This window comes from Serratia plymuthica NBRC 102599, from assembly GCF_001590925.1.
GTDB lineage: Bacteria > Pseudomonadota > Gammaproteobacteria > Enterobacterales > Enterobacteriaceae > Serratia > Serratia plymuthica.
Window position 1 is genome coordinate 1 of record NZ_BCTU01000013.1, and the last position, 26,570, is coordinate 26,570.

Genomic DNA, 26,570 nt, shown 5'->3' on the forward strand with positions numbered 1-26,570 from the left:
CCCCCCCCGCCCCCGCGCTGCATACTTGAGAACTCACTTTTTATGCAGTAGGAAAAAAACGTCAAAGCCTTGTCATATGTGGCTTGGAGAGATTATTAGGTATGAAAAAAGTATGCGAATTTTTGCACTTAAGATATGCAGTGTTTTTTTAGTTAAAATCCGGGTCGATGCTGATAAAAAACACACTTTATATAAGAGTGTCGGTACAGGGCGTACCAAGTGGAGAAAAACTATCCTGCCACGTCACAATTTTATTTTCAACATACTTGTGACGTGCCTTTTTGATAAAAATAAAATGCTCGTGACATGTCACAACAACACACGACTAAGCATCTACCATATGAATAATCGGCGTATAGAGATGTTGAAAACCGACTTTCGCCTATTAGATGGTTCGATACGTAACTCCTATCGATTATGAGTGAGAAAATACACTTAGTATCGTGCTATAGACTCCGAATTCAGTAAAAAGCTAGCTCCGCTGCAAAGCCTTACTAAATCTATATTCAATTTCCACGATGAATTTTGTTGCAGCTGCAATAATTATTGCATCATGCATGCTTATATTTGGTTTTTTTGTATTCCCATGTCCAGATAGAGGCATTTTATTGCGAAGCCCATAAATAGAACCAACAACTTTTGTTATCTCTTTTGGAAGAGCTGATTCTCTTTCATACTTCCCAATAAAACTTCCCAAAGTCTGATCGGATAAACCTGCATCATTAAGAATATCCTTAGCCATTGTCTCCAAAATATTAGAAGCAGCATGAAGAACACCAGAAGGATCTTTGCTTTCAAGACATTGTTCCATCCGACCAATCAGAACTACTATATTTGAATGCACCAACCTATCTAACTCTTTAATTTTCTCCGAATTAAATATATTGACTTGATTGTAAACACTACAATCAAGGAAGTGGCAAGCATCTAAAAACCCCCAACTATACCGCCAATTATTTTTAATACCCTCCCTTTCAGCCCTTCTCTGCCCTGCATCTTTGTCTATATCATCTACATATTTTGCCAAATAACTAGCGTAATAACCGAAATAGGAAAAAATGACTTCTGGGCAGAAGTTTGAAAAGGAGGTCCAACTACCTGGTGAACCGCCGATGCCAGTATCTTCTTCAGCGATTACCGGAACCAAACCTGTTTCTGACCAAAATGCTTCTAATTCAGATTTTTTTTCATCACTGATAGATGTGATCATTTTAGCTTTGCCAAGCATGTCTAGGCTCGCATAGTATCTATAACATTTGTGTACATTGGCATACGGACACGAACAAGGAGCATCTGCACCAGCACTTTTAGCTTTGTACCATGAAGAATCAGGAACCGTTGTTGGCATTACTAACTTTCTCCTAAAAATAAAACGACTCAGCTTGAGACAGATACCAGCAAGTTCATTTGCATTTTAATAAACAACATGAAGTTATTCATTTTCATGCTTTGACGAAAAAAAACATATGTATCCATTATACTTACTAATTTCAAATTAACGCTAACTTTTGACACTTTAGCTGGTCATCTTTTAATCACGGAAGTGAACCGCCGCAACATAATTACTGTGGATTTAGCCAGTTTTTTTATATCTCCGGGATTAAAATGGTAAAAGAGAGGCCGCCTAGATATCTACCAACGTCGGTTTCTGCAAAAGTCGACTGTCAGATAAAATCTGGCTCAAAACATAAAAAAAATTATCCGTTCAAGTATTATTAAGTATGTTTATTGAGCTAAACGCTTAAACATCCGATTTCAGCAATTCATAAGGCTTGAAGCTGATCACCTCTTCCCCTGCCCACTCGTTGAGTTCACATAGCCTTTCTTGTAACGGGGCCAGCTCGTTAATCGCGAAAACCCGTGCGGCTTTCTCTACATCCCCAAAACCACCGGTATTGTTCGGCAAAATCCCCATCAGTTGCGGTGGCGTGCGCTGGGCGACAAGCTGATCATCACGGGTCACGTTCTTGATGTTCAAAAACTCGTCCTTTGCCGCAACCTCGGCCAGGGGGATCAGTTGTAACCCATCCGGTTTGCCGCCGGGTGCGTACATAAAGAGATTGCGGAAATTGCCCGGCCCTTTTGACTCTTTCAGCGCTTTTCGGAGATTATCGATATCCTCCTGCTTGTGCGCAGCATCGTTCATGTACAGGATAAATCCGGCATGACTGCCGTTAAGGTAGTATTTCCGGCGGAACAGCGTCGCCGCCTCGTTAAGCCAGATGGAGTTAAGCGAGGAAAGGTATTCGGGAACACCGTAAATCTCCTGGTTAATGTCAGGATCCATCAGGTGAAAAATAGAACCCTCCGCAAACTGGTGCGGCTCCATCCACGATTGCACGAACCAGTAAGAATCAGTTTCTACCCCACGGCGGGTATATTTCGCCAGGCTGGGGGCCAGTTTCATCAGACCGCCCAACCGGTTATAGCGCCCCTCAATAAAACTGTTACCGAACACCATAAAATCCTGCGCATAGCGGCTAAAATCCTGCTTTGACAGCAACCGGTGCGGCTTGAACATGCTCACTAAAATATTGCGTTTCATGGTGATCGGTGAACTGTGATGCACTGCTGCGCGGAACGTCTTCGCCAGGCCACTGAAAGAGATCGGCAGCTCATACCAACGGTCAACAATGCTGCACTCCAGATAATCCAGAATTTCACGCCGATCCAGCATCGGGATAGGGTCGCCGAAGGTGAACGCCTCAACATGCTGCGCGCCGCTTTGTTTCTGCATGATCGGCTGGGTGTTTTTGTGGCCTCGGTTGCGTTTGCTCATTTAAAAAATCTCCATAAAACCTGTATTGCTACCGGTTGCCCCTTCGAGCGGTTCATTGAATAAGGCGTGCATAACCGCCCAGGCCACATCTCCGTGGCTGACGCCTTCTGCGCGGCTGGTGACATAGGTTGCCCGCCGGCCCGTTGCGGTCATCTGCTTGCGGATGGACATAAACGCCTGGGCGATATCCAGCGCGCCGGCGTCAAACTCTAGGCGGCCAGAGCGGATCACATCGCGAGCTTTCAGCACCAAGTCGGTTTTCATTTCAAGGCTGTAGTTGATGGCGTTAACCGCCGGGAAGAACTGGCGCACCAGTTGCGACACCGCACGGCCAAGGCCGGTGTTATCGATGCCGATATAGGTCACGTTGTAGCGCTCTGTCAGCGATTTGATATTTTTGGCCTGTGCAGAAAAATCCATACCGCGCCATTGATGGCGCTCCAGCACGCGGAACTTCCCGCCGGCAACCAACGGTGGCAGGATGATCGCACAGCCGGCGCTGCCACCGTTTTCAGAGCTGGCCGATCCAGACTTCCCGCGCCGCCACCGGGCGCAATGCGAAGGGTTTAACGTCCGTCCAATACTCCCACTGTCGACCATACAACGCTGCATTTCCCCAATAGGGAGCAGCTTCATCCCAAAAGCGGCGGACAAACTGCATTGATCTTTGGCTAATCAGGTTACTCGTAGATGTGGGCATTTGTACTGTAGCGGTTAACTGAAGGCTTTATGTGGACATAAAAAAAATAAAAAAACACCTACAAATCAATGAAAAAACAAATAAAAAAGGGAGGCTTTCGCCTCCCTCAAAGCTCCCCAGCCTGAATTAGTGATTACGGATGTATTCGTCCATATCGGTTTTCAGGTTGTCAGATTTGGTACCAAAGATAGCCTGAACGCCTGAGCCTGCAACAACAACGCCGGCAGCACCCAGTTTTTTCAGACCAGGCTGGTCAACCTTGCTCACGTCCGCCACGCTAACGCGCAGACGGGTGATGCAGGCATCCAGATTGGTGATGTTATCTTTACCGCCAAAGGCCTGAACCAGAGCCGCGGACATTTCAGAACCGCCCTGAGCGACCTGCTCGGAAACGGTGTCTTCACGGCCAGGCGTCTTCAGATCCAGTTTGGCAATCAGCACGCGGAAGATGGTGTAGTACACCAGACCGTAGATGATACCCACGATTGGGAACAACCAGATCTTGCTGCTGTTACCGCTCAGCACGATAAAGTCGATCAGACCGTGCGAGAAGCTGGTGCCATCACGCATACCCAACAGGATACAGATCGGGAACGCCAGACCAGCCAGAATGGCGTGGATTGCGTACAGGATCGGCGCAACGAACATGAAGGAGAACTCGATCGGCTCGGTGATACCGGTCAGGAACGAGGTCAACGCAGCGGAGATCATGATACCGCCGACTTTTGCGCGGTTTTCCGGCTTGGCTGAATGCCAGATGGCAATAGCGGCAGCAGGCAGACCGTACATTTTGAACAGGAAGCCACCGGACAGTTTACCCGCAGTCGGGTCACCCGCCATATAACGCGGGATATCGCCGTGGAATACCTGGCCGGCCGCGTTGGTGAACTCACCGATCTGCATTTGGAAAGGTACGTTCCAGATATGGTGCAGACCAAACGGCACCAGCGCACGTTCAACCACGCCATAGATACCAAACGCCACTACCGGGTTCTGATAAGCAGCCCACTGGGAGAAGGTCTGGATAGCCGTACCGATTGGCGGCCAAATGAAGGACAGAACTACGCCCAGAACGATAGCCGCCAGGCCGGAGATAATCGGCACAAACCGCTTACCGGCAAAGAAGCCCAGGTATTCAGGCAACTGAATACGGAAGAAGCGGTTAAACATATAGGCCGCGATGGAGCCGGAGATAATCCCCCCGAGCACACCGGTATCCGCCAGGTGTTTAGCCGCAATTTCCTCAGCCGGCAGGTGCAGAACCAAAGGTGCAACCACCGCCATGGTTTTCACCATGATGCCGTAAGCCACGACCGCAGCCAACGCAGATACACCATCGTTATTGGTGAAGCCCAGGGCAACACCGATAGCGAAAATCAGCGGCATGTTGGCGAAAACTGAACCGCCGGCTTCCGCCATCACGTGAGAAACTACCGTAGGTAGCCAGCTAAAGTTGGCGGAACCGACGCCCAGCAGAATACCTGCGATAGGCAATACGGAAACCGGCAGCATTAGCGACTTACCTACTTTTTGCAGGTTTGCAAATGCGTTCTTGAACATAGTTGAGTGTGCTCCTGAGTAATAGTGCTTTGCTACTTCTCGCGATTCTTCGCGCTGCAAGGGGGGGAGAAAAACCCCTGCAATTCAGGGTGTCTGAGCACCCCTTGAATTTTTACGCAGAGTAAAATAAATAGCCTGCGCAATGTTTGATGGCAGTCACGTTTCGATGAACAAAGCCGGGTATTTTTCTTAAATCGGCCATTTTTTATCAAAAAAGACAAAAAAACGCCCAGCCACCGCCATAAAACGGGTGGGAACATTACCCGTTTCAGCGATTAATTACGAGCTTAAAAAAAATCCCAACATCAATGACTACAGCTAAGCCTAGGCCAAGGATTATAGTTCGATGTGAAATAAGCGTGAAAAGTTGGCGGTAGTGGTTTCGGCCAGCGTTTCCAGGCTCACGCCCTTCAATACCGCCATGTATTCAGCCACATCACGCACGTAGGCAGGTTGGTTTTCTTTGCCGCGATGCGGCACCGGGGCAAGGTACGGCGAATCGGTCTCCACCAGAATGCGATCAAGCGGCACGTAGCGCGCCACCTCGCGCAGTTGCTCCGCATTGCGGAAGGTCAAAATGCCGGAGAAGGAAATATAGAACCCCAGATCCAGCAACGCTTCTGCGGTGGCGATATCTTCGGTAAAACAGTGCAGCACGCCGCCGCAGTCCTGCGAATTCTCCTCACGCAGGATCGCCAGCGTATCTTCACGCGCGTCGCGGGTATGCACGATCACCGGTTTATTCAGCGCACGACCAATGCGGATATGCTCACGGAATGACGCTTGCTGCAGCTCGAGATTGTCTTTCTGATAGAAGTAATCCAGCCCGGTTTCTCCCAGCGCCACCACCTGATCTGCCGCCGCCAAACGACGCAGCTCTGCGTAATCGTAACCGCCCTCAAGATTGAGCGGGTGAACGCCGCAGGAAAACGCCACGTCATCGCGCGGGCCGATCAACTGCGTCATGGCCTGATAACCCGGCAAAGTGGTGGCGACTGCCAGTACGTAACCGACATCGCGCGCCTTGGCTTTTGCCAGGGCGTCATCCACGTTTTGGTGCAGCGTTTGGTAATCCAGGCCATCAAGATGACAATGCGAATCTACTAACAACATAATAGTTAACTCTTTTACAACGAATGAGGATGAGAATAGCCGGTAGCGCCGAGCATCTGCTCCCAACTGAGTAATCGTTCGGTCAGCAGCAGCTCGCGATTGACGCCGGTTACGTTAAGCAACTGATGGCGACAGTTAAGCCATTGCTGTACCACTTGCTGCAGCGAGGTGCCGCTCAGTTGGCTGGCCAATTGCTGTACCAGCGGTTGCTGATCCTGATTAAGCGCAAAGCTCGCCGCGCCCTGCTGCCACTTCATGGCATCCACCAGCAATGCGCATAGCCAGTGCAGCCGCTCCGCCACGTCTTCGTGATTCAGCACCGGCAACAGCGACAGCATGTCATGCTGCGGCAAGGCGGCATTCAGTGCTGCGCACAAAGCGCCGCGCTGCTGCCAACGCTCGGGTTGCAACAGTTGTTCGGCCGCCAGCGGCGCACCGTCATGCAGCCGCAGCGCAGTGAGGAGATCCACCGGGTTGCCCGGCACTTGCCGGTTTAACCACTGCAAACTGAGCTGTTCATCCGGGCTGGCGAGATGCCAATAGAAACAGCGACTGCGCAATGTCGCCAGCAGCCGTGAAGGCTCGCGGCAGCTCAACAGGAAATAGGTTTTTTCCGGCGGCTCTTCCAGCGTTTTCAACAGGGCATTGGCTGCCGCTTCAGTCAGCAGCTCCGCCTGTGGCAACCAAATAACCTTGGCGCCACCCTGCTGGGCGTGGGAATAAAGGGTTTCGATCACCTGGCGGATAGGTTCAATCCCCAGACTGCTTTTGCCCTTCTCCGGCGTCAATACGTGATAGTCCGGATGGTTGCCCGCCAGCATAAGCCGGCAGCTGTGGCACTCGCCGCAGCTTTTCTCGCCGTTATGCCGTTGACAAATCAACCAGCGGCTCAGGCCATAGGCCAGCGCCTCGTCGCCATTGCCGGCGGCAGCATGCAACAGCAGCGCATGGTGACCACGGCCTGCGGCATATTGCCCGACCAACTGACGGTAAGGCGTGTTCAGCCACGGGTACCAGTTCATTACACGCCTTCCTGCTGTAGCCATTGGCTGAGGCAACGGCGGATAGCCGCCGTCACCTGTTCCAGCGATTGGGAAGCGTCGACGGTGACGATAGAATCGTCCTGCGCCGCCAACTCCAGATAGCGCGAGCGGGTGCGTTCAAAGAACGGCAGCGCTTCCTGCTCAATACGATCCAGCTCGCCGCGTGCACGGGCACGTTGCAGGCCAACCAGCGGCGGCAGATCCAGATAAACCGTCAGGTCCGGGCGGAAATCCCCCAAGACAGTGTCACGCAGTGAAGCCATCAGTTGTTGATCTACACCACGACCACCGCCCTGATAGGCCTGCGATGACAAATCGTGACGATCGCCGACCACCCAGGCACCACGCGCCAGCGCCGGTTTGATGACGGTTTCTACCAATTGCACGCGGGCTGCATACAGCATCAGCACTTCGGCTTTGATGGTCGGCAGTTCGCCGTCTATGCCGCGTTTGAACAGATCCCGCAGCTTTTCCGCCAGCGGAGTGCCGCCGGGTTCGCGAGTAAAGACAATGTCGTTAATGCCGTGCTCGCGCAGTACGTTGACCACGGTATCGCGCGCGGTGGTTTTCCCCGCGCCCTCAAGCCCTTCGATAACCACGAATTTACTTTTCATTCTTTTCCTTAAGCACCTGGCGATAGGCGCGCACCGCCTGATTATGGCTTGCCAGGTTAGTGGTAAACTGGTGGCCGCCCTTGCCGTCGGCGACAAAGTACAAATAAGGCGTCTTCGCCGGATTGGCGGCGGCTTCCAAAGAAGCCTGGCCCGGCATGGCGATCGGTGTCGGCGGCAGGCCGCTGATCACATAAGTGTTGTACGGCGTCGGCGTTTCCAGATCTTTACGGGTAATATTGCCATTATAGGCGTCGCCCATGCCGTAGATCACCGTTGGGTCAGTTTGCAGGCGCATGCCAATACGCAGGCGGTTAATAAATACCGAAGCCACCTTGGTGCGCTCTTCCGGCACGGCGGTTTCTTTCTCGACTATTGAAGCCATAGTCAGCAAATCTTCCGGCGTCTTGTAGGGCAAACTGGTATCGCGGCTTTGCCAGGCGGCTTCCAGCGTCTTGATCATGCGCAGATGGGCACGCTTAAGCAACGCGATATCGCTCATGCCGGCAGTATACAGATAGGTATCCGGGTACAGGCGCCCTTCCGGATGAGTGTCCTCCGGCAGGCCCAGCGCCACGGCGATTTCCGCTTCGCTTTTGCCCGCCAGCGTATGTTTGAGGTATTTCGACTGCTGCAGCACCAACAGCCAGTCACGCAGGCGCGAACCTTCGATAAAACGTGCGCTGAACTGTGCCTCTTTACCGCTGGCCAGCAGTTTGAGCATCTGGCGCACCGTCATTCCCGGCGTAAAGCGGTAAGTACCGGCCTTGAACTCTGCCAGTTGCGGCTCCAGGCGCAGCAACCACGGGAACCAGGCACCGTTGCGGATCAGCTTGTCGCGTACCAGCAAGCCTTCCAGTGCTACCCGCCCGGTACCCGCCGGCAGTTTAAAAATGGCTTCCTGCTGGATCGCCAATGGCGTATCAGCAAAGCGTTCAACTTTCTGGTAACCCCAGCACAGCAGGGCCAATACCAGAACAACAATAAGAGAAACGACCTTCAGCTTTCTTTTCTTCATCAATCAGCCATCGTTAACAGTGTGGACGCAAAAAATCATAGAGTTGGCGTGAGTGATAACGCCATGATTGCGCTGTATTTACCGGCAGCAACGGCATCAGCGCGTTACTCACCAGCACTTCTTCGGCGTCGGCAAGAGTGGCCAACGGCTCACTGACGCAATGCAGCGAATATTCACTGCCCGCCAGCAGCTCAATCACTCTGCGACGCATCAACCCAGCCACGCCGGCCTGGCTCAGATCGGGCGTAAATACCGCATTTCCTTTACGCCAGAATAAATTAGCCGCACAGCATTCCACCAGCATACCGGCAGTGTCAAGCACCAGCGCCTCGTCGGCGGCCGTCTGGTCAAGATGCGCGCGGATCAACACTTGCTCCAGACGGTTCAGATGCTTAAGCCCCGCAAGCAACGGATTACGCGCCAGAGCCACCGGGCTGAGCGCCAGGCTGATGCCCTGTTCACGCCACGACAGGTAGTGCGTGGGATAAGCGCTGCGAGAGACAATGCGCGTAGGATTTTCACACCCCTGCGGGCTGTAACCTCGTCCGCCGCTGCCGCGCGTCAGTATCGCTTTGACCACGCCGAGCGGGATAGATTCTGCCGCACGCGCCATTTCACTTTCAAGAGCGCCCCAATCAGTGAGCGGCATCATCAGCCGCTGCGCTGCCTGTTGCAGGCGTTCGATATGCCAGGGAAGCAGCTCGATTCTGCCGTCGATAACCCGGGCAGTGGTGAAACAGCCATCACCGAACTGCAAACCGCGATCGCTTGGCGCTAACGCATCGTGCTGTTGTCCGTTAATCCAGTACATATTTCCACACTCTCCTCGTTATGCCGGCGCTAGCGGCAAGGCCCCTGGAAGTGGATGGCGTTAATGTGGCAACTGCGCGGCTGCTGCAACACAAAACGCATCGTTTCCCAGATCGAACGTGCGTTCAGCACGGGTTGCTCCGATTGTTCTGTTGGCTCGTCATCCAGGCCGCTCATTTCAAAATCCGGCGGATAGAAACCCGTCACCCGAATGTTTTCCGCTGCCAGGTGGTGCGCGATGTTGTGGCAAAAGCCCCCGATCCCCTGCTTGGCGGCAAAAAACGCCGGGTGGGCACTCGACTGGATGAACTGAGGTATACCGCACACAGATACCATCACCATAATATCAGCCCCGGCCGAAAGCCGCAGGCTGGGCAAGAGTGCGCGGGTCAGTAAAATATTCCCCGTCAGCCCGGAATTGATGGTACTGATGACATCGGCATCATCTTTGCTCTCCAGCCCCCCCTCCAGCCATTGGGCGGCGCTCAAAACCAGAATGTCGATCGGCCTGTCGTCCTGCAACAGTTGATCGACAAACGCCGTAAGTGAAGCCGGATCGGCAATATCGCACTGGTAAGCCTGCGCCCGTCCACCTTCGGCTCGTATGATGTTTTGAGTTTCCTTTGCGCTGCTGAGTTGTCGGGCACAGATATCCACGTCGACGCCCTCACGCGCCAGCCAGACCGACACGGCTTGCCCAAAATCGCGCCCGCCCCCCGTAACCAACGCACGTTTTCCGCTCAACATACACTTTCTCCTGCTTGTCTAACCATGGATTTACTCCGACTTTTGCCGGCAACCTGCCACCAGTAAAGCCTATTCCATTAATTTTTCAGCCAAAAAAGTGCGGAACTCATCTTTTCACTTGTAAACAACCCATAAAAAAACCCGCTCGAAAGCGGGTTTTTTACAGTCTGCCAGCAGACACGTCACACCTTGCGGAAGATCAGCGAACCGTTAGTACCGCCGAAACCGAAGGAGTTACACAGCGTATACTGTAAATCGCTTACCTGGCGCGCTTCGTGTGGAACGAAGTCCAGATCGCAACCTTCATCCGGGTTATCCAAGTTGATGGTTGGTGGAACCGCTTGATCACGCAATGCCAGCACGGTGAAGATCGATTCAATCGCGCCTGCCGCACCTAACAGGTGGCCGGTCATCGATTTGGTCGAACTGACCATCACGCGCTTTGCATCGCTGCCAAATACCGACTTCACTGCCTGGGTTTCGGCGGTATCACCGGCCGGCGTGGAAGTGCCGTGCGCATTGATATACCCGATTTGTGACGTAGTCACACCTGCGTCAAGCAAAGCATTTTCCATTGCCAGCGCCGCGCCCGCACCGTTTTCCGGCGGCGACGTCATGTGATAGGCATCGCTGCTCATCCCAAAGCCGACAATTTCAGCGTAAATCTTGGCGCCGCGTTTCTTGGCGTGTTCGTACTCTTCCAGCACCATCATGCCGGCACCGTCACCCAGGACGAAACCGTCACGGTCTTTATCCCATGGGCGGCTGGCCGCTTGTGGGTTTTCGTTGCGGGTCGACAGCGCGCGCGCTGCGCCGAAACCGCCAACGCCCAAAGGAGTACTGGCTTTCTCTGCGCCACCGGCCAGCATAACGTCGGCATCATTGTAAGCAATGATACGCGCGGCATGGCCAATGTTGTGCACACCTGACGTACAGGCGGTAGCGATGGAAATACTCGGACCACGCATACCGAACATAATAGTCAGGTGGCCTGCAATCATGTTCACGATGGTTGACGGCACAAAGAACGGACTGATTTTCCGTGGGCCACCGTTAACCAGTGAACTGTGGTTTTCTTCAATCAAACCCAGGCCGCCGATACCGGAGCCGATAGCGGCGCCAATGCGGCTGGCGTTAGCCTCGGTGATATCCAGACCCGCATCCTGCATGGCTTGCATGCCGGCAGCGATTCCGTACTGGATGAAGGCATCCATCTTGCGCGCATCTTTGCGCGAGATGAAATCCTCTGAATTAAAATTCTTTACCAGGCCAGCAAACTTGGTCGCATAGGCAGTGGTATCGAAATGGTCGATCAGGCTGATGCCACTCTGACCGGCAAGAAGAGCGTTCCACGTGGACTCTACAGTATTGCCGACAGGAGACAACATGCCCAGTCCGGTCACAACTACTCGACGCTTAGACACGTTTGTCCTCCAAGGAGGGAAAAATATGACACTAGGGATAGAAAAAACTTAGGCGGTCGAGTGACCGCCTAGATATGTTCTCTTACTGCTGGCTAGCGTTGATGAAATCAATAGCTGCCTGAACAGTAGTGATTTTCTCAGCTTCTTCGTCTGGAATCTCGGTATCGAATTCTTCTTCCAGTGCCATTACCAGTTCAACGGTGTCAAGAGAATCAGCGCCCAGATCTTCAACGAAAGAAGCGTTATTTAAAACCTCTTCCTGTTTAACACCCAGTTGCTCAACAATGATTTTCTTAACGCGTTCTTCGATAGTGCTCATACTCTTAAATTTCCTATCAAAACTCGCTTTCGCGATGGTTTTCGTAGTGTATAAAATGTTGAAAAAGATGCAACTAAATCCCGGCTGGTCAAACCACGATTTTACGCTATTTTGCGGTTTTTACCCCAAATAACGCAAATAGTTTTCGCATTTTTTAAATCATGTACATGCCGCCATTGACATGTAACGTTTCACCGGTGATGTAGCCAGCCTCATCAGAGGCTAAAAAAGCAACAGCGCTGGCGATTTCTTTAGCATCCCCCAGCCGATTGGCTGGAACTGATGACAAAATGCCTGCACGTTGATCATCTGTCAACGCCCGTGTCATGTCCGTCTCAATAAAACCAGGTGCCACGACGTTGACCGTAATGCCACGCGAAGCAACTTCACGTGCCAAAGACTTACTAAAACCAATCAAACCGGCTTTAGCCGCCGCGTAATTAGCCTGCCCTGCGTTGCCCATGGTGCCAACTACGGAACCGATGGTGATGATCCGGCCAAACCGCTTTTTCATCATAGCTCGCATTACCGCTTTTGACAGACGGAATACGGAAGTCAGATTGGTGTCCAGGATATCCTGCCACTCATCATCCTTCATGCGCATCAGCAGGTTATCACGCGTAATGCCGGCATTATTCACTAAAATGTCGATTTCGCCAAATTCAGCACGAATAGATGCCAGAACGCTGTCGATAGATTGAGCATCAACAACGTTCAGCGTAAACCCTTTGCCGCTTGCACCCAGATAGCTGCTGATAGCCTCAGCGCCGCTTTCACTGGTGGCGGTGCCGATCACTTTGGCGCCACGTGCCACAAACGATTCTGCAATAGCCCGGCCAATACCCCGGCTAGCGCCGGTGACCAGAACAACTTTACCTTCGAAGCTCATTATTTTCCTCTTTATTGTTCAAGCGCCGCTGACAGGCTGGCTGCGTCATTAACAGCCGCCGCCGTCAGGGTGTCAACAATACGTTTAGTCAGACCGGTCAGAACTTTACCCGGACCAACCTCTAGCAGCGACGTAACGCCCTGTGCTGCCATAAATTCTACGCTTTCGGTCCAGCGCACCGGGCTGTACAGCTGGCGTACCAGCGCACTGCGGATGGCTTCTGGGTCGGTTTCAGTTCGCACGTCGACGTTATTCACTACCGCGACCTGCGGCGCGCTGAAGGTAATCTCCTGCAACGCAACGGCCAGCTTGTCTGCCGCCGGCTTCATCAACGCACAATGCGAAGGCACGCTCACCGGTAACGGCAACGCGCGCTTGGCGCCCGCGGCTTTACAGGCCGCACCTGCACGTTCGACCGCTTCTTTGTTGCCGGCGATGACAACCTGCCCCGGCGAGTTGAAGTTCACCGGGGAAACAACCTGACCCTGAGCGGATTCTTCACAGGCTTTGGCGATAGCCTCGTTATCCAGGCCGATAATGGCGAACATCGCGCCAGTGCCTTCCGGCACCGCTTCCTGCATCAGTTTGCCGCGCAGTTCAACCAAGCGGATCGCCGCCTGGAAATCCAGCACGCCCGCACACACCAATGCCGAGTATTCACCCAGGCTGTGGCCGGCCATCATCGCAGGCGTTTTACCGCCCTGTTGCTGCCAGACGCGGAAAATCGCCACGGAAGCGGCCAGCAATGCCGGCTGCGTCTGCCAGGTTTTGTTCAGCTCTTCCGCCGGGCCTTGCTGCACCAACTGCCACAGGTCATAGCCCAAGGCGGACGAGGCTTCGCTGAAAGTCTCTTCAACGATCGGAAATTGCGCAGCCAAATCGGCCAACATGCCAAGAGCCTGAGACCCCTGACCTGGGAAAACAAAAGCAAATTGCGTCATTTTTTCTTCCTGTTAATCAGAAACGGACCAGCGCCGAGCCCCAGGTAAAACCACCGCCAAAGGCTTCCAGCAGCACCAGTTGGCCGCGCTGGATCCGCCCGTCACGCACGGCTTCGTCGAACGCTGCAGGGACCGAGGCGGCAGAAGTGTTGCCGTGACGATCGAGCGTCACTACCACTTTCTCCATCCCCATACCCAGTTTTTTCGCCGTCGCGCTGATGATGCGCAGGTTGGCCTGGTGTGGCACCAGCCAATCCAGCTGGTCGCGGTCCAGATTGTTGGCTTGCAGCGTTTCTTCCACGATGTGAGCCAGTTCGGTAACCGCAACTTTGAATACTTCATTGCCGGCCATGGTAACGTAAGCCGGCTGCTCCGGATCCTGACGATCCTTGAACGGCAGCGTCAGCAGGCCGCCGTAGGTACCATCGGCATGCAGATGGGTAGACAGGATGCCCGGCTCTTCGGACGCGCCCAACAGCACCGCACCCGCGCCATCACCGAACAGAATGATGGTACCGCGATCTTCAGGATCCAGCGTGCGTGACAGCACGTCCGCGCCGATCACCAGCGCATGTTTCACCGCGCCATTCTTGACGTACTGATCGGCCACGCTCAGCGCATAGGTAAAACCGGCGCAGGCTGCGGCCAGATCGAAGGCCGCGCAGTCTTTAATGCCCAACATCTGCTGCACCTGGCAAGCGGAGCTAGGGAATGCATGGCTTGAGGTGGTGGTCGCAACTACGATCAACCCGATGTCTTCTTTAGCCACACCTGCCATTTCCAGCGCTTTTTCAGCAGCATGGAAGCCCATCGTCGCCACAGTTTCATCAGCGGCAGCGATACGGCGCTCACGGATACCGGTACGCGTGACGATCCACTCGTCAGAGGTATCCACCATTTTTTCAAGGTCAGCATTGGTGCGCACTTGTACGGGTAAATAACTCCCCGTACCGAGAATCTTTGTATACATGTACGATCAGTCACTCTTAGGTAATACAGCTTCAAGGCGCGCAGCAATCCTTTCAGGGACTTGCCGCTGCACCGCCTGCACAGCCTGTTCGATTGCTACTGCAAACGCGTGTGGGTTCGCAGCGCCGTGGCTCTTGATTACGGTGCTGCGCAATCCTAACAGACATGCGCCATTATACTGGTCGGGGTTCAGGTGGCCGAACCGCTTTACCACCCGTTTTTGCAACCAACGGCCTAACAACTTTAACCACCACGCCTGCTTGCCACCGTCTCCGGATGATTTCAGCAGCGATAAAAATACTCTTACCACCCCTTCCATGGTCTTCAGGGTGACGTTACCCACGAAACCGTCGCAGACCAGGACATCGGTTTTACCGGTGAGCAGGTCATTGCCTTCCAGGTAACCAATATAATTGATTGCCGGGGTGTTTTTCAGCACGGCGGCCGCTTCGCGGATATTATCCAGGCCTTTGGTCTCTTCTTCACCAATATTCAGCAACGCCACGCGGGGCTGCGCAATACCCACCACCTCTTCGGCCATCACTGCGCCCATTACCGCAAACTGCACCAGCATAGTGCTGTCGCATTCAACGTTGGCGCCCAGATCCAGCACTACGGTTTTACCGAGCTGCTGGTTTGGGATCACGGTCATCAGCGCCGGACGTTCAATACCGTCCAGCGGCTTAATCAGCATTTTCGCCAGACCCATCAATGCACCGGTATTACCTGCACTGACGCAACCCTGCGCATCGCCGTTTTTGGTCAGCTCCAGCGCAATGCGCATAGATGTGCCACGGCTGGCGCGTATCGCTTGTGAGGGTTTGGCGTCGCCGGCAATCACTGATTCAGCGGGCACGACTTGCAAACGCTCCAGAAGAACCGGATCGGCTTTGGCAAGTAAAGGAGAGATGGCGTCGGGATCGCCGACCAGCAGGAGATGAAGCTGTAAATTAGAGGCCAGTGCCTGCAATGAAGCAGGCACTGTGACGCAGGGACCGAAGTCCCCGCCCATTGCATCTAACGCCAGGGTTAGACGAGTCAAGGTACCGCTACTTAGCCGATAACCTTGCGACCGCGGTAGAAACCGTCGGCAGTGATGTGGTGACGACGATGAGTTTCACCAGAAGTCGCATCAACAGACAATGTGGTGGTGGTCAGAGCATCGTGTGAACGACGCATGCCACGCTTGGAACGGGTTGGTTTATTTTGTTGTACGGCCATGGACCTTACTCCTTAATTACTTACGCTTTAAACTGGCTAATACGGCAAATGGATTCGGTTTCTCCGCCTCTGGAGGCAGTTTGCCAAATACCATGTCCGCTTCGGACACTTCACAGTGTTCAGATTCATGTAACGGGACGACAGGCAGTGAAAGAATAATTTCGTCTTCAATCATTGCCAACAGATCGACTTCGCCAAACTCATCGACTTCGATCGGTTCGTACGCTCCCGGTAATGCCTCAGCCTGCTCATCATTGACGACCGGGCTAAAACAATATGTTGTGTGGATATGACGCTCGAACGGGACACCACAGCGTTGGCACATCAGGGTTACCTGAACGTCCGAATGCCCTGTTATCACCGCGAGGCGTTGGTTATCAATATCGAACGATAACGAAACCTCAACATCACTGTCCACACTGACCACGGAGTCGGCAACACGTGTAACCTGCTCAGGCGCATAGGAACCAACATAGTCCAGGCGTTTCTGAGCGGTACGTACCGCATCAATGGTCAAGGGTAATTTTACCTTTTGCATAGGGCGCGCATATTAACTTTGTAACGACGTAGAGTCAAAGAAAAAGGCCGTAAAACGGTACCTTTCACCATTATTCGCTTCCTCAGCGGCGGACAGTTTAAAATGCCCACTCTATTTACGCTACGGTTTGCGAAAAAAATTATGCAAAGACTTCTCCTTGCCTCCACCTCGACCTACCGCAAGATGCTACTGGAAAAGCTGCACTTGCCCTTCCTTTGCGCGGCGCCGCAGGTGGATGAAACCCCGCTGGCGGGGGAAAGCGCCGAGGCGCTGGTGCTGCGATTGGCCACAGCGAAAGCCCAGGCGCTGGCTGCCGCCTACCCCGAACATCTGATTATCGGCTCCGATCAGGTCTGCGTGATCGAAGGAAGAATCACCGGAAAACCGCACACGGAAGAGAACGCCTGCGCTCAATTGCGCCAGGCCAGCGGCCAGAAAGTCACCTTTTATACCGGGCTGGCGTTGTATAACAGCCGCAGCAGGCATCTGCAGGTACTGTGCGAACCCTTTCACGTACATTTCCGCACGCTGAGCGAGGCTGAAATTAGCGCTTACGTGCGACTTGAGCAACCACTCAACTGCGCAGGCAGCTTTAAAAGTGAAGGATTGGGGATTGCGCTGTTCGATAAGCTGGAGGGGCGGGACCCCAATACGTTGATCGGCATGCCGTTGATCGCCCTGCTGGAAATGCTGCGGGCTGAAGGCATCAACCCGCTGGCATAGGATAAAAGGGTTGCGTTATTTGCCCTGAGACTGCTTGCGCAACACCTGCAGGCAGTGACGCAGCTCTTCATCCATCGGCGCTTCGATACGCATCGTTTCGCCGGTACCCGGATGTTCGAAACGCAAAGCAGCCGCGTGCAAGAACAGACGCTTGAGCCCGGTACCCGCCAGTTGGCGATCGAACTCGCGATCGCCATAACGATCGTCAAAGGCTATCGGATGCCCGGCATGCAAGGTGTGCACACGGATCTGATGGGTGCGCCCGGTGATCGGGCTGGCTTTGACCAGCGTTGCGTGCTCAAAGCGCTCTTCCACCTTGAAGCGTGTTTCCGAAGGCTTGCCTTCGCTGTTGACGCGAACAATACGCTCACCGCTCTGCAAAATGTTTTTCAGCAGTGGCGCCTGCACCGCTTTGCAATGTGACTGCCACTGGCCGCGCACCAGCGCCAGATAATCTTTCTGCATCCCCTTCAAGCGCAGTTGCTCATGCAGCGAACGTAGTGCAGAGCGTTTTTTCGCCACCAACAGCACGCCTGAGGTATCGCGATCAAGGCGATGAACCAGTTCCAGGAAGCGGGCTTCCGGGCGAAGCGCGCGCAAGCCTTCGATCACGCCAAAGCTCAGGCCGCTGCCGCCATGTACTGCCGTGCCTGATGGCTTGTTCAGCAGCAGCAGGTGATCGTCTTCATACAAGATGCAATCTGCCAGCGCGGCCACTTTATCCAGTTTGGCGGAGACTGGCGCTTCTTCACGCTCGGCAACGCGCACCGGCGGAATACGCACCACGTCGCCGGCGGCCAGTTTATATTCTGCCTTGATGCGTCCTTTATTAACCCGCACCTCGCCTTTACGCACGATGCGGTAAATCATGCTCTTCGGCACGCCTTTCAGGCGGGCAAGCAAAAAGTTGTCGATTCTCTGACCGGCTTCGTCGTCAGAAATCGTGATTAATTGTACTGCAGGAATGTTCGTTTTCATGGAGCGGGATTCTAAATAGAGCGAGTAAATAGCGCCACTTCTTTTTCTGTGCTTAACTGTCTCTCTGACTGCAGACGAAACCCCAGCGAACAATAAGGCAGCAAGCCGGTTTGAACGTTTGCGATTTCTTCCGCAGTTAAGGAAAAGTCACCTTGCTATAACGGCATCAGCAGTGGAATAATGCGTTTACTTTCCACGTTGATTCTCGTTAAACAGGGAAAACGGTGGGATTATAAAATTTGTCTGATGGCGCAAAAACGCAGCAATGGCGTAAGACGTAATGCGAAATCAAACAATTAGCGGGCTGCGGGTTGCAGCTTGGCCGGCAAACGGAATCAGATCTGTCGACGTAAATCAGAGGCTATTCCCCTAGTAAAAGTGCTGTTTTTCACAAAGAAATACAGGCTTACCGAGATAATGCGCCCCTATGCAGGCGACAACCGTGAGGTTGACGACTTTGCGAGAAGACACGGGGTTTTCGGTTTTAACCCGGCCATGAGGTTATTTTGCCCGCAGCTTTGTCGATAATGTAAAAATAACGAGTAAGTTAAGATGAAAAGAATGTTGATTAACGCAACTCAGCAGGAAGAGTTGCGTGTTGCCCTTGTAGATGGACAGCGGCTGTATGATTTGGACATTGAAAGCCCAGGTCATGAACAGAAAAAAGCGAATATTTACAAAGGCAAAATCACTCGTATTGAGCCAAGTCTTGAAGCAGCGTTCGTTGATTACGGCGCAGAACGACATGGTTTCCTCCCTCTTAAAGAAATCGCCCGCGAATACTTCCCAAGTAACTACTCTTCTCATGGTCGCCCGAACATCAAAGATGTGCTGCGCGAAGGCCAGGAAGTTATCGTTCAGGTTGACAAAGAAGAACGTGGTAATAAAGGCGCAGCCTTGACCACCTTCATCAGTCTGGCCGGCAGTTATCTGGTGCTGATGCCGAACAACCCGCGTGCCGGTGGCATTTCCCGCCGCATCGAGGGTGACGACCGTACCGAACTGAAAGAAGCGCTTTCCTCCCTGCAATTGCCGGATGGCATGGGTCTGATTGTTCGTACCGCGGGCGTTGGCAAATCTGCCGATGCGCTGCAGTGGGACCTGTCTTTCCGTCTGAAGCATTGGGAAGCCATCAAGAAAGCCGCCGAAGGCCGCCCTGCTCCGTTCCTGATCCATCAGGAAAGCAACGTGATCGTGCGCGCATTCCGTGACTATCTGCGCCCGGACATCGGCGAAATCCTGATCGATAACCCTAAAGTTCTCGATTTGGCAAAAGAGCACATCGCTGCTCTGGGCCGCCCGGATTTCAGCAGCAAAATCAAACTGTACAGCGGTGAAATCCCTCTGTTCAGCCATTACCAAATCGAGTCTCAGATCGAATCCGCCTTCCAGCGTGAAGTTCGCTTGCCTTCCGGCGGCTCGATCGTCATCGACACTACCGAAGCCTTGACCGCCATCGACATCAACTCCGCGCGAGCAACCCGCGGTGGCGATATCGAAGAAACTGCGTTCAACACCAACCTGGAAGCGGCGGACGAAATCGCTCGCCAACTGCGCTTGCGTGACCTTGGCGGCCTGATCGTTATCGACTTCATCGATATGACCCCAGTGCGCCACCAACGCGAAGTAGAAAACCGCCTGCGTGACGCAGTGCGTCAGGACCGTGCGCGTATCCAGATCGGCCGCATTTCCCGCTTTGGCCTGCTTGAGATGTCGCGTCAGCGCCTCAGCCCGTCACTGGGTGAATCCAGTCATCACGTCTGCCCTCGCTGTAACGGCACCGGCACCATCCGTGATAACGAATCGCTGGCACTTTCCATTCTGCGCCTGATCGAAGAAGAAGCGCTGAAGGAAAATACCAAAGAAGTTCACGCTATCGTGCCGGTTCAGGTCGCATCTTACCTGCTGAACGAAAAACGTGAGTCGGTGAGCGCAATCGAAAAACGTCAGGGTGGCGTGAAAGCGATCATCGTGCCGAACGATCAGATGCAAACTCCGCACTACTCCGTGCTGCGTGTGCGCAAAGGCGAAGAGACTCCAACCCTGAGCTACCTGCTGCCGAAATTGCACGAAGAAGAGATGGCTCAGCCACTGGAAGATGCGCCGATGGAGCGCAAGCGTCCGGAACAACCGGCTCTGGCTTCGTTCTCTCTGGCGGCTGACGCTCCGCCGCCTGCCGAAGAACCTGTGGCGGTACAGTCCGCTGCTGCCGCTGTCGTGGCCAAACCAAGCGCCCCAACCGCTGCAAAACCTGGTCTGTTGGGCCGCCTGTTCGGTGGTTTGAAAGCGCTGTTCGCCAGTGAAGAACAACCGGTTGATGAAGCCAAACCTGCCGTTGAAGCACCTAAGGCCGAAGGCAACGGTGAAAACCGCCGCCAGGATCGCCGTGGTCAACGCCGTCAGGGTTCTGGCCGTAAAGAACGTGGTGAACGCGGAGAACGTGGTGAGCGTAGCGATCGTCCTGAACGTGGCGAACGCAAGGAACGCGGCGAAGGCCGTGACAATCGCGAGCGCGATAACCGTGAACCACGTGAAAATCGTGAGCCGCGCGACAATCGCAGTGAAGGCCGTGAAACGCGTGAAGTGCGCGATGAACAGCGCCGTAACAACCGCCGCAATGCACCGCAGGTTGCCGCACCGGTTGCCGAGGCGCCACAGTCTGAAGAAGCCGCCAAGGCACAGCGTGAAGACCAGCAACAACGCCGTGACCAGCGTGCCGAACGCCAGCGCCGTCGTCAGGAAGAGAAGCGCCAGGCTCAGCAGGAAGTGGCTGCACTGGAAAGTGTAGACACCAGCACCAACGTTATCAGCGATGAAGATCTGGAAGAACGCCAGCAGCAAAACATGCAGCGTCGCCAGCGTCGTCCTCTGTCGCAGAAAGTTCGCGTATTGTCCGCGGAAGAAGAACTGCATCGCGCAGCGGAAGAGCTGCTGGCCCCTAAAGCGCCAGTGGTGAAAACCCAGGACGTGAAACCGGCTCTGGAAGAAGACAGCGTTAAATTGCTGCCAGAAACCCTTGAGACACCGGCTGAAGATGACGTTCAGGGCGACAACCGCAACGGCGAAAATGGCATGCCACGCCGTTCACGCCGCTCGCCACGCCATCTGCGCGTGAGCGGTCAGCGCCGTCGCCGTTACCGTGATGAGCGTTACCCTGCCCAGTCGCCAATGCCGTTGGCTGGGGCTTTCGCCTCTCCGGAAATGGCTTCTGGCAAGGTATGGGTAAGTTACCCTGTAACACAAACAGCACAAGTGATTGAAGAAGCTGAAGTTCAGACCGATGCTACCGAAATCGCTGCCGACAACGTGATGGCACAACAAGCTGTCGACGTAGCCGCTCCGGTTATCGCTGAGGCTGCAGCACAAACCATCGCACCGGTAGAAACCGCTGAGGTTGTCATTGCAGAAGAAGCCCAGCCGGAAGTTGAAACTGTTGCGCCGGTCATTTCGGCTCAATTGGAGGAAACGGCTGCGGTACCGCAGGCTGAGACGCCAGTAGTTGAAGAAGCTACCGTGGTTGAAGAGACTACCGTGGTTGAAGAAGCTACGAACGTCGAAGCAGCCCCGGTGGTTGAAGCCGCTGCCGTTGCGGAAGAGACTGCCGTTGTTGTTGAGCCTGTCGCAGCGCCAGCGCCGATCATCGTTGAGGCCGTACCTGTTCAGGAAGCTGCTGCTCCGGTTGTTGTTGCAGAAAAACCGCCGGTTGTTCAGCAGCCAGCGCCGGTGCAGGGTACACTCTATAAACATATCGCCACAGCGCCAATGACCAAGGCCCCAGCGCCGGCTTACGAGCCGGAAGAGCAGAAAGGCAGCGATTGGCAACGCCCTTCCTTCAATTTCGAAGGTAAAGGCTCGGCGGGGGGTCATGCTGCGGTGAATCAAGCCACAGCGCCGGCAACCAAACCGCAGCCGGTTAACGAATAAGTTAATCTGCTCCGATAAAAAAACCCGCCAAATGGCGGGTTTTTTCTTGTCAAAAAATCGGTTCAGGCAATTTTTTTCAATTGTTTGATATCCAGCAAGTCCAGCTTGCCGTCGAGCTGGCTGACAAACTGTTTAAAGTGCTCGGTGGCGTTGTGTTTTTCCAACGCTTCTGCGCTTGCCCAACGCTCGAAGAACACGAAGGTGCCAGGCTGTTCCAGATCGCGGTGCAGATCATACTGCAGATTGCCCAGCTCCTGACGGCTTGGTTCTATAATCTCATGCACAGTGTCGCTGACTGCGGACACAAATTCAGGTTTCGCCTGCAGGGTGGCAATAACTCGTACTTCCATTTCTTTCTCCCATTCCACATGATAAACGTTGATAACCCAGCAGTTATGACGCGGGGATCGTTAAAATCCCTGTCACTATGCGCCCGAAAGCCAATTGATTTCAACTTGGCGTGAACAAACAGATGCATCAAAGACGCTTTCCGCTTATCCTTACACCCCGGCGTGAATAACCCCCATTATTCGCTTTTATATAGACGTGTTTCTGACCGCCGGAGCCTTGCAACATGACCGCACAACCTCAAGCCCTGACAATCCGCCGCCCTGACGACTGGCACATCCATCTGCGTGATGACGACATGCTGAAAACGGTTCTGCCCTATACCAGTCAGGTATTTGGCCGGGCGATTGTGATGCCGAATCTGGCTCCGCCAATCACTACCGTAGAGGCTGCACGGGCCTATCGTGACCGCATTCTGGCCGCAGTTCCTCAGGATCACGATTTCACCCCATTAATGACCTGCTACCTGACCAACTCGCTGGCCGCCGCCGAATTGGTCAACGGCTTTGAGCAAGGCGTGTTCACCGCCGCCAAGTTGTATCCTGCCAACGCCACCACCAACTCCAGCCACGGTGTCAGCGATGTGAAAGGTATTTACCCGCTGTTTGAACAAATGCAGAAAATCGGTATGCCGCTGCTGATCCACGGTGAAGTGACCGACGCAGCCGTAGATATCTTCGATCGCGAGGCGCGTTTTATTGAACAGGTTATGGAGCCAATCCGCCGGCAGTTCCCGGAGTTGAAAATCGTCTTCGAGCACATCACGACCAAAGAAGCGGCTCAATATGTGCAGGAAGGCAATCGTTTCCTTAGCGCCACTATCACACCGCAGCACCTGATGTTTAACCGCAATCATATGCTGGTTGGTGGTATCCGCCCGCACCTGTTCTGCCTGCCGATCCTGAAACGCAACATTCATCAGGATGCGCTGCGTAAAGCAGTCGCCAGCGGTTCCGAGCGCTTCTTCCTCGGCACCGACTCGGCGCCGCATGCCAAGCACCGCAAAGAGTCAAGCTGTGGCTGTGCCGGTGTATTTAACGCCCCGAATGCCATCCCGGCCTATGCCAGCGTATTCGAACAACTGGGCGCGCTGGAGCATCTGGAGGCCTTCTGCTCGCTGAACGGCCCACGTTTTTATGGCCTGCCGGTTAATGCCGACTTTATCGAACTGCAACGTGTGCCGACGACGCAACCGGAAGAGATAGCCATGGGTAACGAAACGGTTGTGCCATTCCTGGCTGGGGAGACCCTGAGCTGGTCCGTGAAGGCGTAAAATCTTTTTTAACGCAACCTCTTGCTCCCGCACGAACTTAACTGTATAAATAACCAGTAAATCGCTTCGGGGGCAATCATGCGTGTTGAAGTCACTATAGATAAAACCAGACCGCTACCGCCAGGGGCAATTGAAGCCCTGACCGGCGAGCTGGGCAAGCGGGTAAATCGTCAATTTCCAGATGCCGTAGTTCAGGTACGTTATGCCGGTTCTAACGGGCTTTCTGTGCTTGGCGGCCTAAAAACGGATAAAGACCTTATCGCTGAAATCCTCCAGGAAACCTGGGAAAGCGCAGACGAGTGGTTCAGCGCAGAATAACACTGCAATGCTGTTTTTGCCGGGGGGTCGCTCCCCGGCTTTTTTGCCTTTGAAACCGCGCTCACCTCCCCCCTTCAATTTATGCTGGAAGAAATGCCTTATCTGGTCTGTACTGAATGTTTTTAACAGGAGGTGTTTGACATGGCCCCGGACAAGATAAAATCCGAAGAAACGATGACCTTTGGCGAGCTGCTGGCGCTGATTGGCGATCAAAAACGGCGCTTGAACGTATTGGAAGTTGCGTTCTCCTATCTGGCTTTTGGTCTGGATGACAAAGCCAATCAATTGCTGATCCACAGCCTGAAACTGGAAGCGCAAAATCAGAATCGCGATGCCGAAACGCAGCAGCATTTCGCGCATCTGGCCGCCGAGCTTGAGAAACGGTTACACAGCGCCCCTCCTGATACTGAATGATTGCCGCATGCCCGTCACGCAGGCCTCCTTGGCCAGCCAGTAGAATAATTATATTTATTTTGCAAAAAAGGATGGAAAAGCTCCACCGCAGAAACCATATGCGTATACTGTAATTGCTCACATGATGATGAGCCGCATTGATCCTCGTTAGTCACTCACGTTAGTTACTACTCAATAAGGGGTCTTTATGGACAGAAATGATGAAGTAATTCAGACACACCCGCTTGTTGGTTGGGATATTAGTACTGTCGACGTTTATGACGCCATGATGATACGCCTTCATTACCTGTCTTCACTAGACCAGACGCCAGAAGAAGCCCAAGTAGACAGAACGCTTTGGTTAACTACAGATGTCGCACGCCAATTAATCAATATTTTAGAAGCCGGCATTGCCAAGATTGAAGCAACGGATTACCAGGACCTTGATCGTAAAAAACACTAATTTACTGCTCCAAAAAGCCTAAGGCGCCAGCGATTATCTCTGGCGCCTTTTTCTTTGCCGGCACAACGGCGCAACGGGTGCATTGCTGCGCCCAACCTTTTATCATAGCCCGATAAGAAACGTATATCAGAGAGGTTACGGCACGTGGAATATGACTTAATTGTTGTGGGCAGCGGTTCGGTAGGCGCAGCGGCGGGTTACTATGCTACGAGATCCGGCTTGAAAGTATTAATGATCGACAGCGCGATGCCCCCACACCGTAACGGCAGCCACCACGGCGATACACGAATCATCCGCCATGCCTATGGCGAAGGTGAAAAGTATGTGCCACTGATTCTGCGCGCCCAGGCCCTGTGGAACGCACTGATTCAGCAAACCGGCGAAGAACTGTTTCAGGCCTGCGGAGTACTGAACCTCGGGCCGCAGCATTCTGAATTCATCAGCAATGCCCAACACAGCGCGCAAAAATTCCGCCTCAACACGCAAAACCTCAGTACAGAACAGATCAACCAGCGTTGGCCCGAATTCAACGCGCCTGAAGGTTATATTGGCGTGTTTGAACCTGATGCCGGGTTCCTGCGCTCGGAACAGGCCGTCGCCTGCCTGATCAAACTGGCTAATGAAGCCGGGTGCAGCCAACTGTTCAATTGCCCCGTCAGCGCAGTGGAACCTATTAATGGCGGTGTCGAAGTCGTCACCTCTGAAGGCCGCTTCCGGGGCCGAAAAGCAGTGGTTACCGCCGGCACCTGGGTAAAAGCGCTGCTGCCGCAGTTACCTATCGTACCACTGCGAAAAGTATTTTCATGGCATCAGGCGGATGGCCGTTACAGCGTCAATAACCGTTTCCCGGCTTTTACCGTTGAGGCTCAGGACGGCAACCATTATTACGGTTTTCCCGCCGATAACGACGGGCTGAAAGTGGGTAAGCATGACGGCGGCCAGGAGATGGATGCGCCAGAGCAACGCAAACCTTTCGGCAGTTTTACCAGTGATGGCACTGAAGTCTTCCAATTCCTGCGCCAATTTTTACCGGGTGTAGGGGTATGTTTACATGGGGAAGCATGCAGTTACGATATGAGTCCGGATGAAGATTTTATTATCGATACCGTCCCGGGATGCGATCGACTGATGGTCATCAGCGGTCTGAGCGGCCATGGTTTCAAGTTTGCCAGCGTGTTGGGCGAGATCGCCGCCCTGTTTGCCGAAGATAAAAACCCGCCAGTAGACATCTCACCCTTTGCGCTAAAACGTTTTAATTAACCTTTTCCCATTCACTAACCGCACCCGTTAACCCGCGCGGGCTGCGGTTTCCCCCTCGGTTACAATTCACCACGTCTATAACTCATTAAAAAATCATATAAAAAATCTGGCAACGGAAATTTCTGACACAAGTATCCGGATTTCCGAATTGATCCTCTATGGTGTAAGTCTTATTTTACAGCTGATATGCCCAAGTAATTTTTCGATC

General features: G+C 53.5%; 26 protein-coding genes and 1 pseudogene. 7 read left to right on the plus strand and 20 right to left on the minus strand.

Annotated elements, in window-relative coordinates; translation table 11 throughout:
• Positions 1-472: 472 nt before the first annotated feature.
• The 18 genes and pseudogenes from SPL01S_RS25220 to yceD form a co-directional block, all read right to left on the minus strand.
• Positions 473-1,348, minus strand: coding sequence for a hypothetical protein (locus SPL01S_RS25220; protein ID WP_073972041.1), 876 nt, complete (start codon positions 1,346-1,348; stop codon positions 473-475).
• Positions 1,349-1,741: 393 nt separating this feature from the next.
• The gene (locus SPL01S_RS09475; RefSeq protein WP_063199155.1) at positions 1,742-2,779 is read right to left on the minus strand and encodes a phage portal protein; all 1,038 of its coding nucleotides are present in this window, start codon (positions 2,777-2,779) and stop codon (positions 1,742-1,744) included.
• A pseudogene (locus SPL01S_RS09480) lies at positions 2,780-3,409 on the minus strand (phage terminase large subunit family protein); the annotation flags it as partial.
• A 196-nt stretch (positions 3,410-3,605) separates the two neighbouring features.
• Positions 3,606-5,039 carry a PTS glucose transporter subunit IIBC gene (gene ptsG / locus SPL01S_RS09485; RefSeq protein ID WP_013812442.1) on the minus strand — a complete coding sequence of 478 codons (1,434 nt, stop codon included), beginning with the start codon at positions 5,037-5,039 and terminating at the stop codon, positions 3,606-3,608.
• A gap of 336 nt (positions 5,040-5,375) precedes the next feature.
• Positions 5,376-6,152, minus strand: a complete 777-nt coding sequence (locus SPL01S_RS09490) for a metal-dependent hydrolase (RefSeq protein ID WP_004943056.1) — start codon at positions 6,150-6,152, stop codon at positions 5,376-5,378.
• A 14-nt stretch (positions 6,153-6,166) separates the two neighbouring features.
• Positions 6,167-7,174: a DNA polymerase III subunit delta' gene (holB, locus tag SPL01S_RS09495; protein ID WP_063199160.1), complete on the minus strand. Its 1,008-nt coding sequence runs from the start codon at positions 7,172-7,174 to the stop codon at positions 6,167-6,169.
• A complete protein-coding gene (gene tmk / locus SPL01S_RS09500) occupies positions 7,174-7,809 on the minus strand; it encodes a dTMP kinase (RefSeq protein WP_006324672.1) in 636 nt (211 codons plus the stop codon). Before tmk ends, holB begins: the two co-directional genes overlap by 1 nt.
• The gene (gene mltG, locus SPL01S_RS09505; protein ID WP_004943051.1) at positions 7,799-8,824 is read right to left on the minus strand and encodes an endolytic transglycosylase MltG; all 1,026 of its coding nucleotides are present in this window, start codon (positions 8,822-8,824) and stop codon (positions 7,799-7,801) included. The genes tmk and mltG overlap by 11 nt, the downstream gene beginning before the upstream one ends.
• Before the next feature lie 13 nt (positions 8,825-8,837).
• Positions 8,838-9,635 (minus strand): aminodeoxychorismate lyase, encoded by a 798-nt coding sequence (pabC, locus tag SPL01S_RS09510; protein ID WP_063199163.1) that lies wholly within the window; start codon positions 9,633-9,635, stop codon positions 8,838-8,840.
• A 29-nt stretch (positions 9,636-9,664) separates the two neighbouring features.
• A complete protein-coding gene (locus SPL01S_RS09515) occupies positions 9,665-10,381 on the minus strand; it encodes an SDR family oxidoreductase (protein WP_063199168.1) in 717 nt (238 codons plus the stop codon).
• Between the two features lie 182 nt (positions 10,382-10,563).
• Positions 10,564-11,805: a beta-ketoacyl-ACP synthase II gene (gene fabF, locus SPL01S_RS09520; RefSeq protein ID WP_013812437.1), complete on the minus strand. Its 1,242-nt coding sequence runs from the start codon at positions 11,803-11,805 to the stop codon at positions 10,564-10,566.
• Positions 11,806-11,887: 82 nt separating this feature from the next.
• Complete coding sequence (acpP, locus tag SPL01S_RS09525; RefSeq protein ID WP_004719003.1) at positions 11,888-12,124, minus strand: acyl carrier protein; 237 nt, start codon at positions 12,122-12,124, stop codon at positions 11,888-11,890.
• Positions 12,125-12,278: 154 nt separating this feature from the next.
• Positions 12,279-13,013, minus strand: a complete 735-nt coding sequence (gene fabG / locus SPL01S_RS09530; RefSeq protein WP_063199171.1) for a 3-oxoacyl-ACP reductase FabG — start codon at positions 13,011-13,013, stop codon at positions 12,279-12,281.
• Positions 13,014-13,024: 11 nt separating this feature from the next.
• Positions 13,025-13,954, minus strand: coding sequence for an ACP S-malonyltransferase (gene fabD / locus SPL01S_RS09535; protein WP_063199176.1), 930 nt, complete (start codon positions 13,952-13,954; stop codon positions 13,025-13,027).
• A gap of 16 nt (positions 13,955-13,970) precedes the next feature.
• Positions 13,971-14,924, minus strand: coding sequence for a beta-ketoacyl-ACP synthase III (locus tag SPL01S_RS09540; protein ID WP_004943045.1), 954 nt, complete (start codon positions 14,922-14,924; stop codon positions 13,971-13,973).
• A 6-nt stretch (positions 14,925-14,930) separates the two neighbouring features.
• The gene (gene plsX / locus SPL01S_RS09545) at positions 14,931-15,965 is read right to left on the minus strand and encodes a phosphate acyltransferase PlsX (protein WP_020453780.1); all 1,035 of its coding nucleotides are present in this window, start codon (positions 15,963-15,965) and stop codon (positions 14,931-14,933) included.
• An 11-nt stretch (positions 15,966-15,976) separates the two neighbouring features.
• Positions 15,977-16,144 (minus strand): 50S ribosomal protein L32, encoded by a 168-nt coding sequence (gene rpmF, locus SPL01S_RS09550; protein ID WP_004943042.1) that lies wholly within the window; start codon positions 16,142-16,144, stop codon positions 15,977-15,979.
• A gap of 16 nt (positions 16,145-16,160) precedes the next feature.
• Positions 16,161-16,682 carry a 23S rRNA accumulation protein YceD gene (gene yceD / locus SPL01S_RS09555; RefSeq protein WP_004943040.1) on the minus strand — a complete coding sequence of 174 codons (522 nt, stop codon included), beginning with the start codon at positions 16,680-16,682 and terminating at the stop codon, positions 16,161-16,163.
• Positions 16,683-16,823: 141 nt separating this feature from the next.
• Between yceD and SPL01S_RS09560 the strand changes: the two genes are divergently transcribed.
• Complete coding sequence (locus SPL01S_RS09560) at positions 16,824-17,405, plus strand: Maf family protein (protein ID WP_147424930.1); 582 nt, start codon at positions 16,824-16,826, stop codon at positions 17,403-17,405.
• Positions 17,406-17,420: 15 nt separating this feature from the next.
• Here the strand turns inward: SPL01S_RS09560 and rluC are convergent, their stop codons facing one another.
• Positions 17,421-18,383, minus strand: coding sequence for a 23S rRNA pseudouridine(955/2504/2580) synthase RluC (gene rluC, locus SPL01S_RS09565; RefSeq protein WP_004943036.1), 963 nt, complete (start codon positions 18,381-18,383; stop codon positions 17,421-17,423).
• A gap of 552 nt (positions 18,384-18,935) precedes the next feature.
• On the opposite strand from rluC, the gene rne reads away from it, so the two are divergent.
• A complete protein-coding gene (gene rne / locus SPL01S_RS09570) occupies positions 18,936-22,307 on the plus strand; it encodes a ribonuclease E (protein ID WP_063199183.1) in 3,372 nt (1,123 codons plus the stop codon).
• Positions 22,308-22,369: 62 nt separating this feature from the next.
• Here rne and SPL01S_RS09575 read toward each other — a convergent pair whose 3' ends face one another.
• Positions 22,370-22,657, minus strand: a complete 288-nt coding sequence (locus tag SPL01S_RS09575) for a putative quinol monooxygenase (RefSeq protein ID WP_013812431.1) — start codon at positions 22,655-22,657, stop codon at positions 22,370-22,372.
• Between the two features lie 224 nt (positions 22,658-22,881).
• On the opposite strand from SPL01S_RS09575, the gene pyrC reads away from it, so the two are divergent.
• From pyrC to solA, 5 genes are all read left to right on the plus strand, one after another.
• On the plus strand, positions 22,882-23,928 hold the full coding sequence (pyrC, locus tag SPL01S_RS09580; RefSeq protein WP_063199187.1) for a dihydroorotase: 1,047 nt from the start codon (positions 22,882-22,884) through the stop codon (positions 23,926-23,928).
• Positions 23,929-24,006: 78 nt separating this feature from the next.
• Complete coding sequence (dinI, locus tag SPL01S_RS09585) at positions 24,007-24,246, plus strand: DNA damage-inducible protein I (RefSeq protein ID WP_006324660.1); 240 nt, start codon at positions 24,007-24,009, stop codon at positions 24,244-24,246.
• A 141-nt stretch (positions 24,247-24,387) separates the two neighbouring features.
• Positions 24,388-24,660 carry a hypothetical protein gene (locus SPL01S_RS09590; RefSeq protein WP_063199190.1) on the plus strand — a complete coding sequence of 91 codons (273 nt, stop codon included), beginning with the start codon at positions 24,388-24,390 and terminating at the stop codon, positions 24,658-24,660.
• A gap of 187 nt (positions 24,661-24,847) precedes the next feature.
• Positions 24,848-25,102, plus strand: a complete 255-nt coding sequence (bssS, locus tag SPL01S_RS09595; RefSeq protein ID WP_004943025.1) for a biofilm formation regulator BssS — start codon at positions 24,848-24,850, stop codon at positions 25,100-25,102.
• A 144-nt stretch (positions 25,103-25,246) separates the two neighbouring features.
• Positions 25,247-26,362 (plus strand): N-methyl-L-tryptophan oxidase, encoded by a 1,116-nt coding sequence (solA, locus tag SPL01S_RS09600; RefSeq protein ID WP_063199195.1) that lies wholly within the window; start codon positions 25,247-25,249, stop codon positions 26,360-26,362.
• The last annotated feature ends 208 nt before the right edge of the window (positions 26,363-26,570 follow it).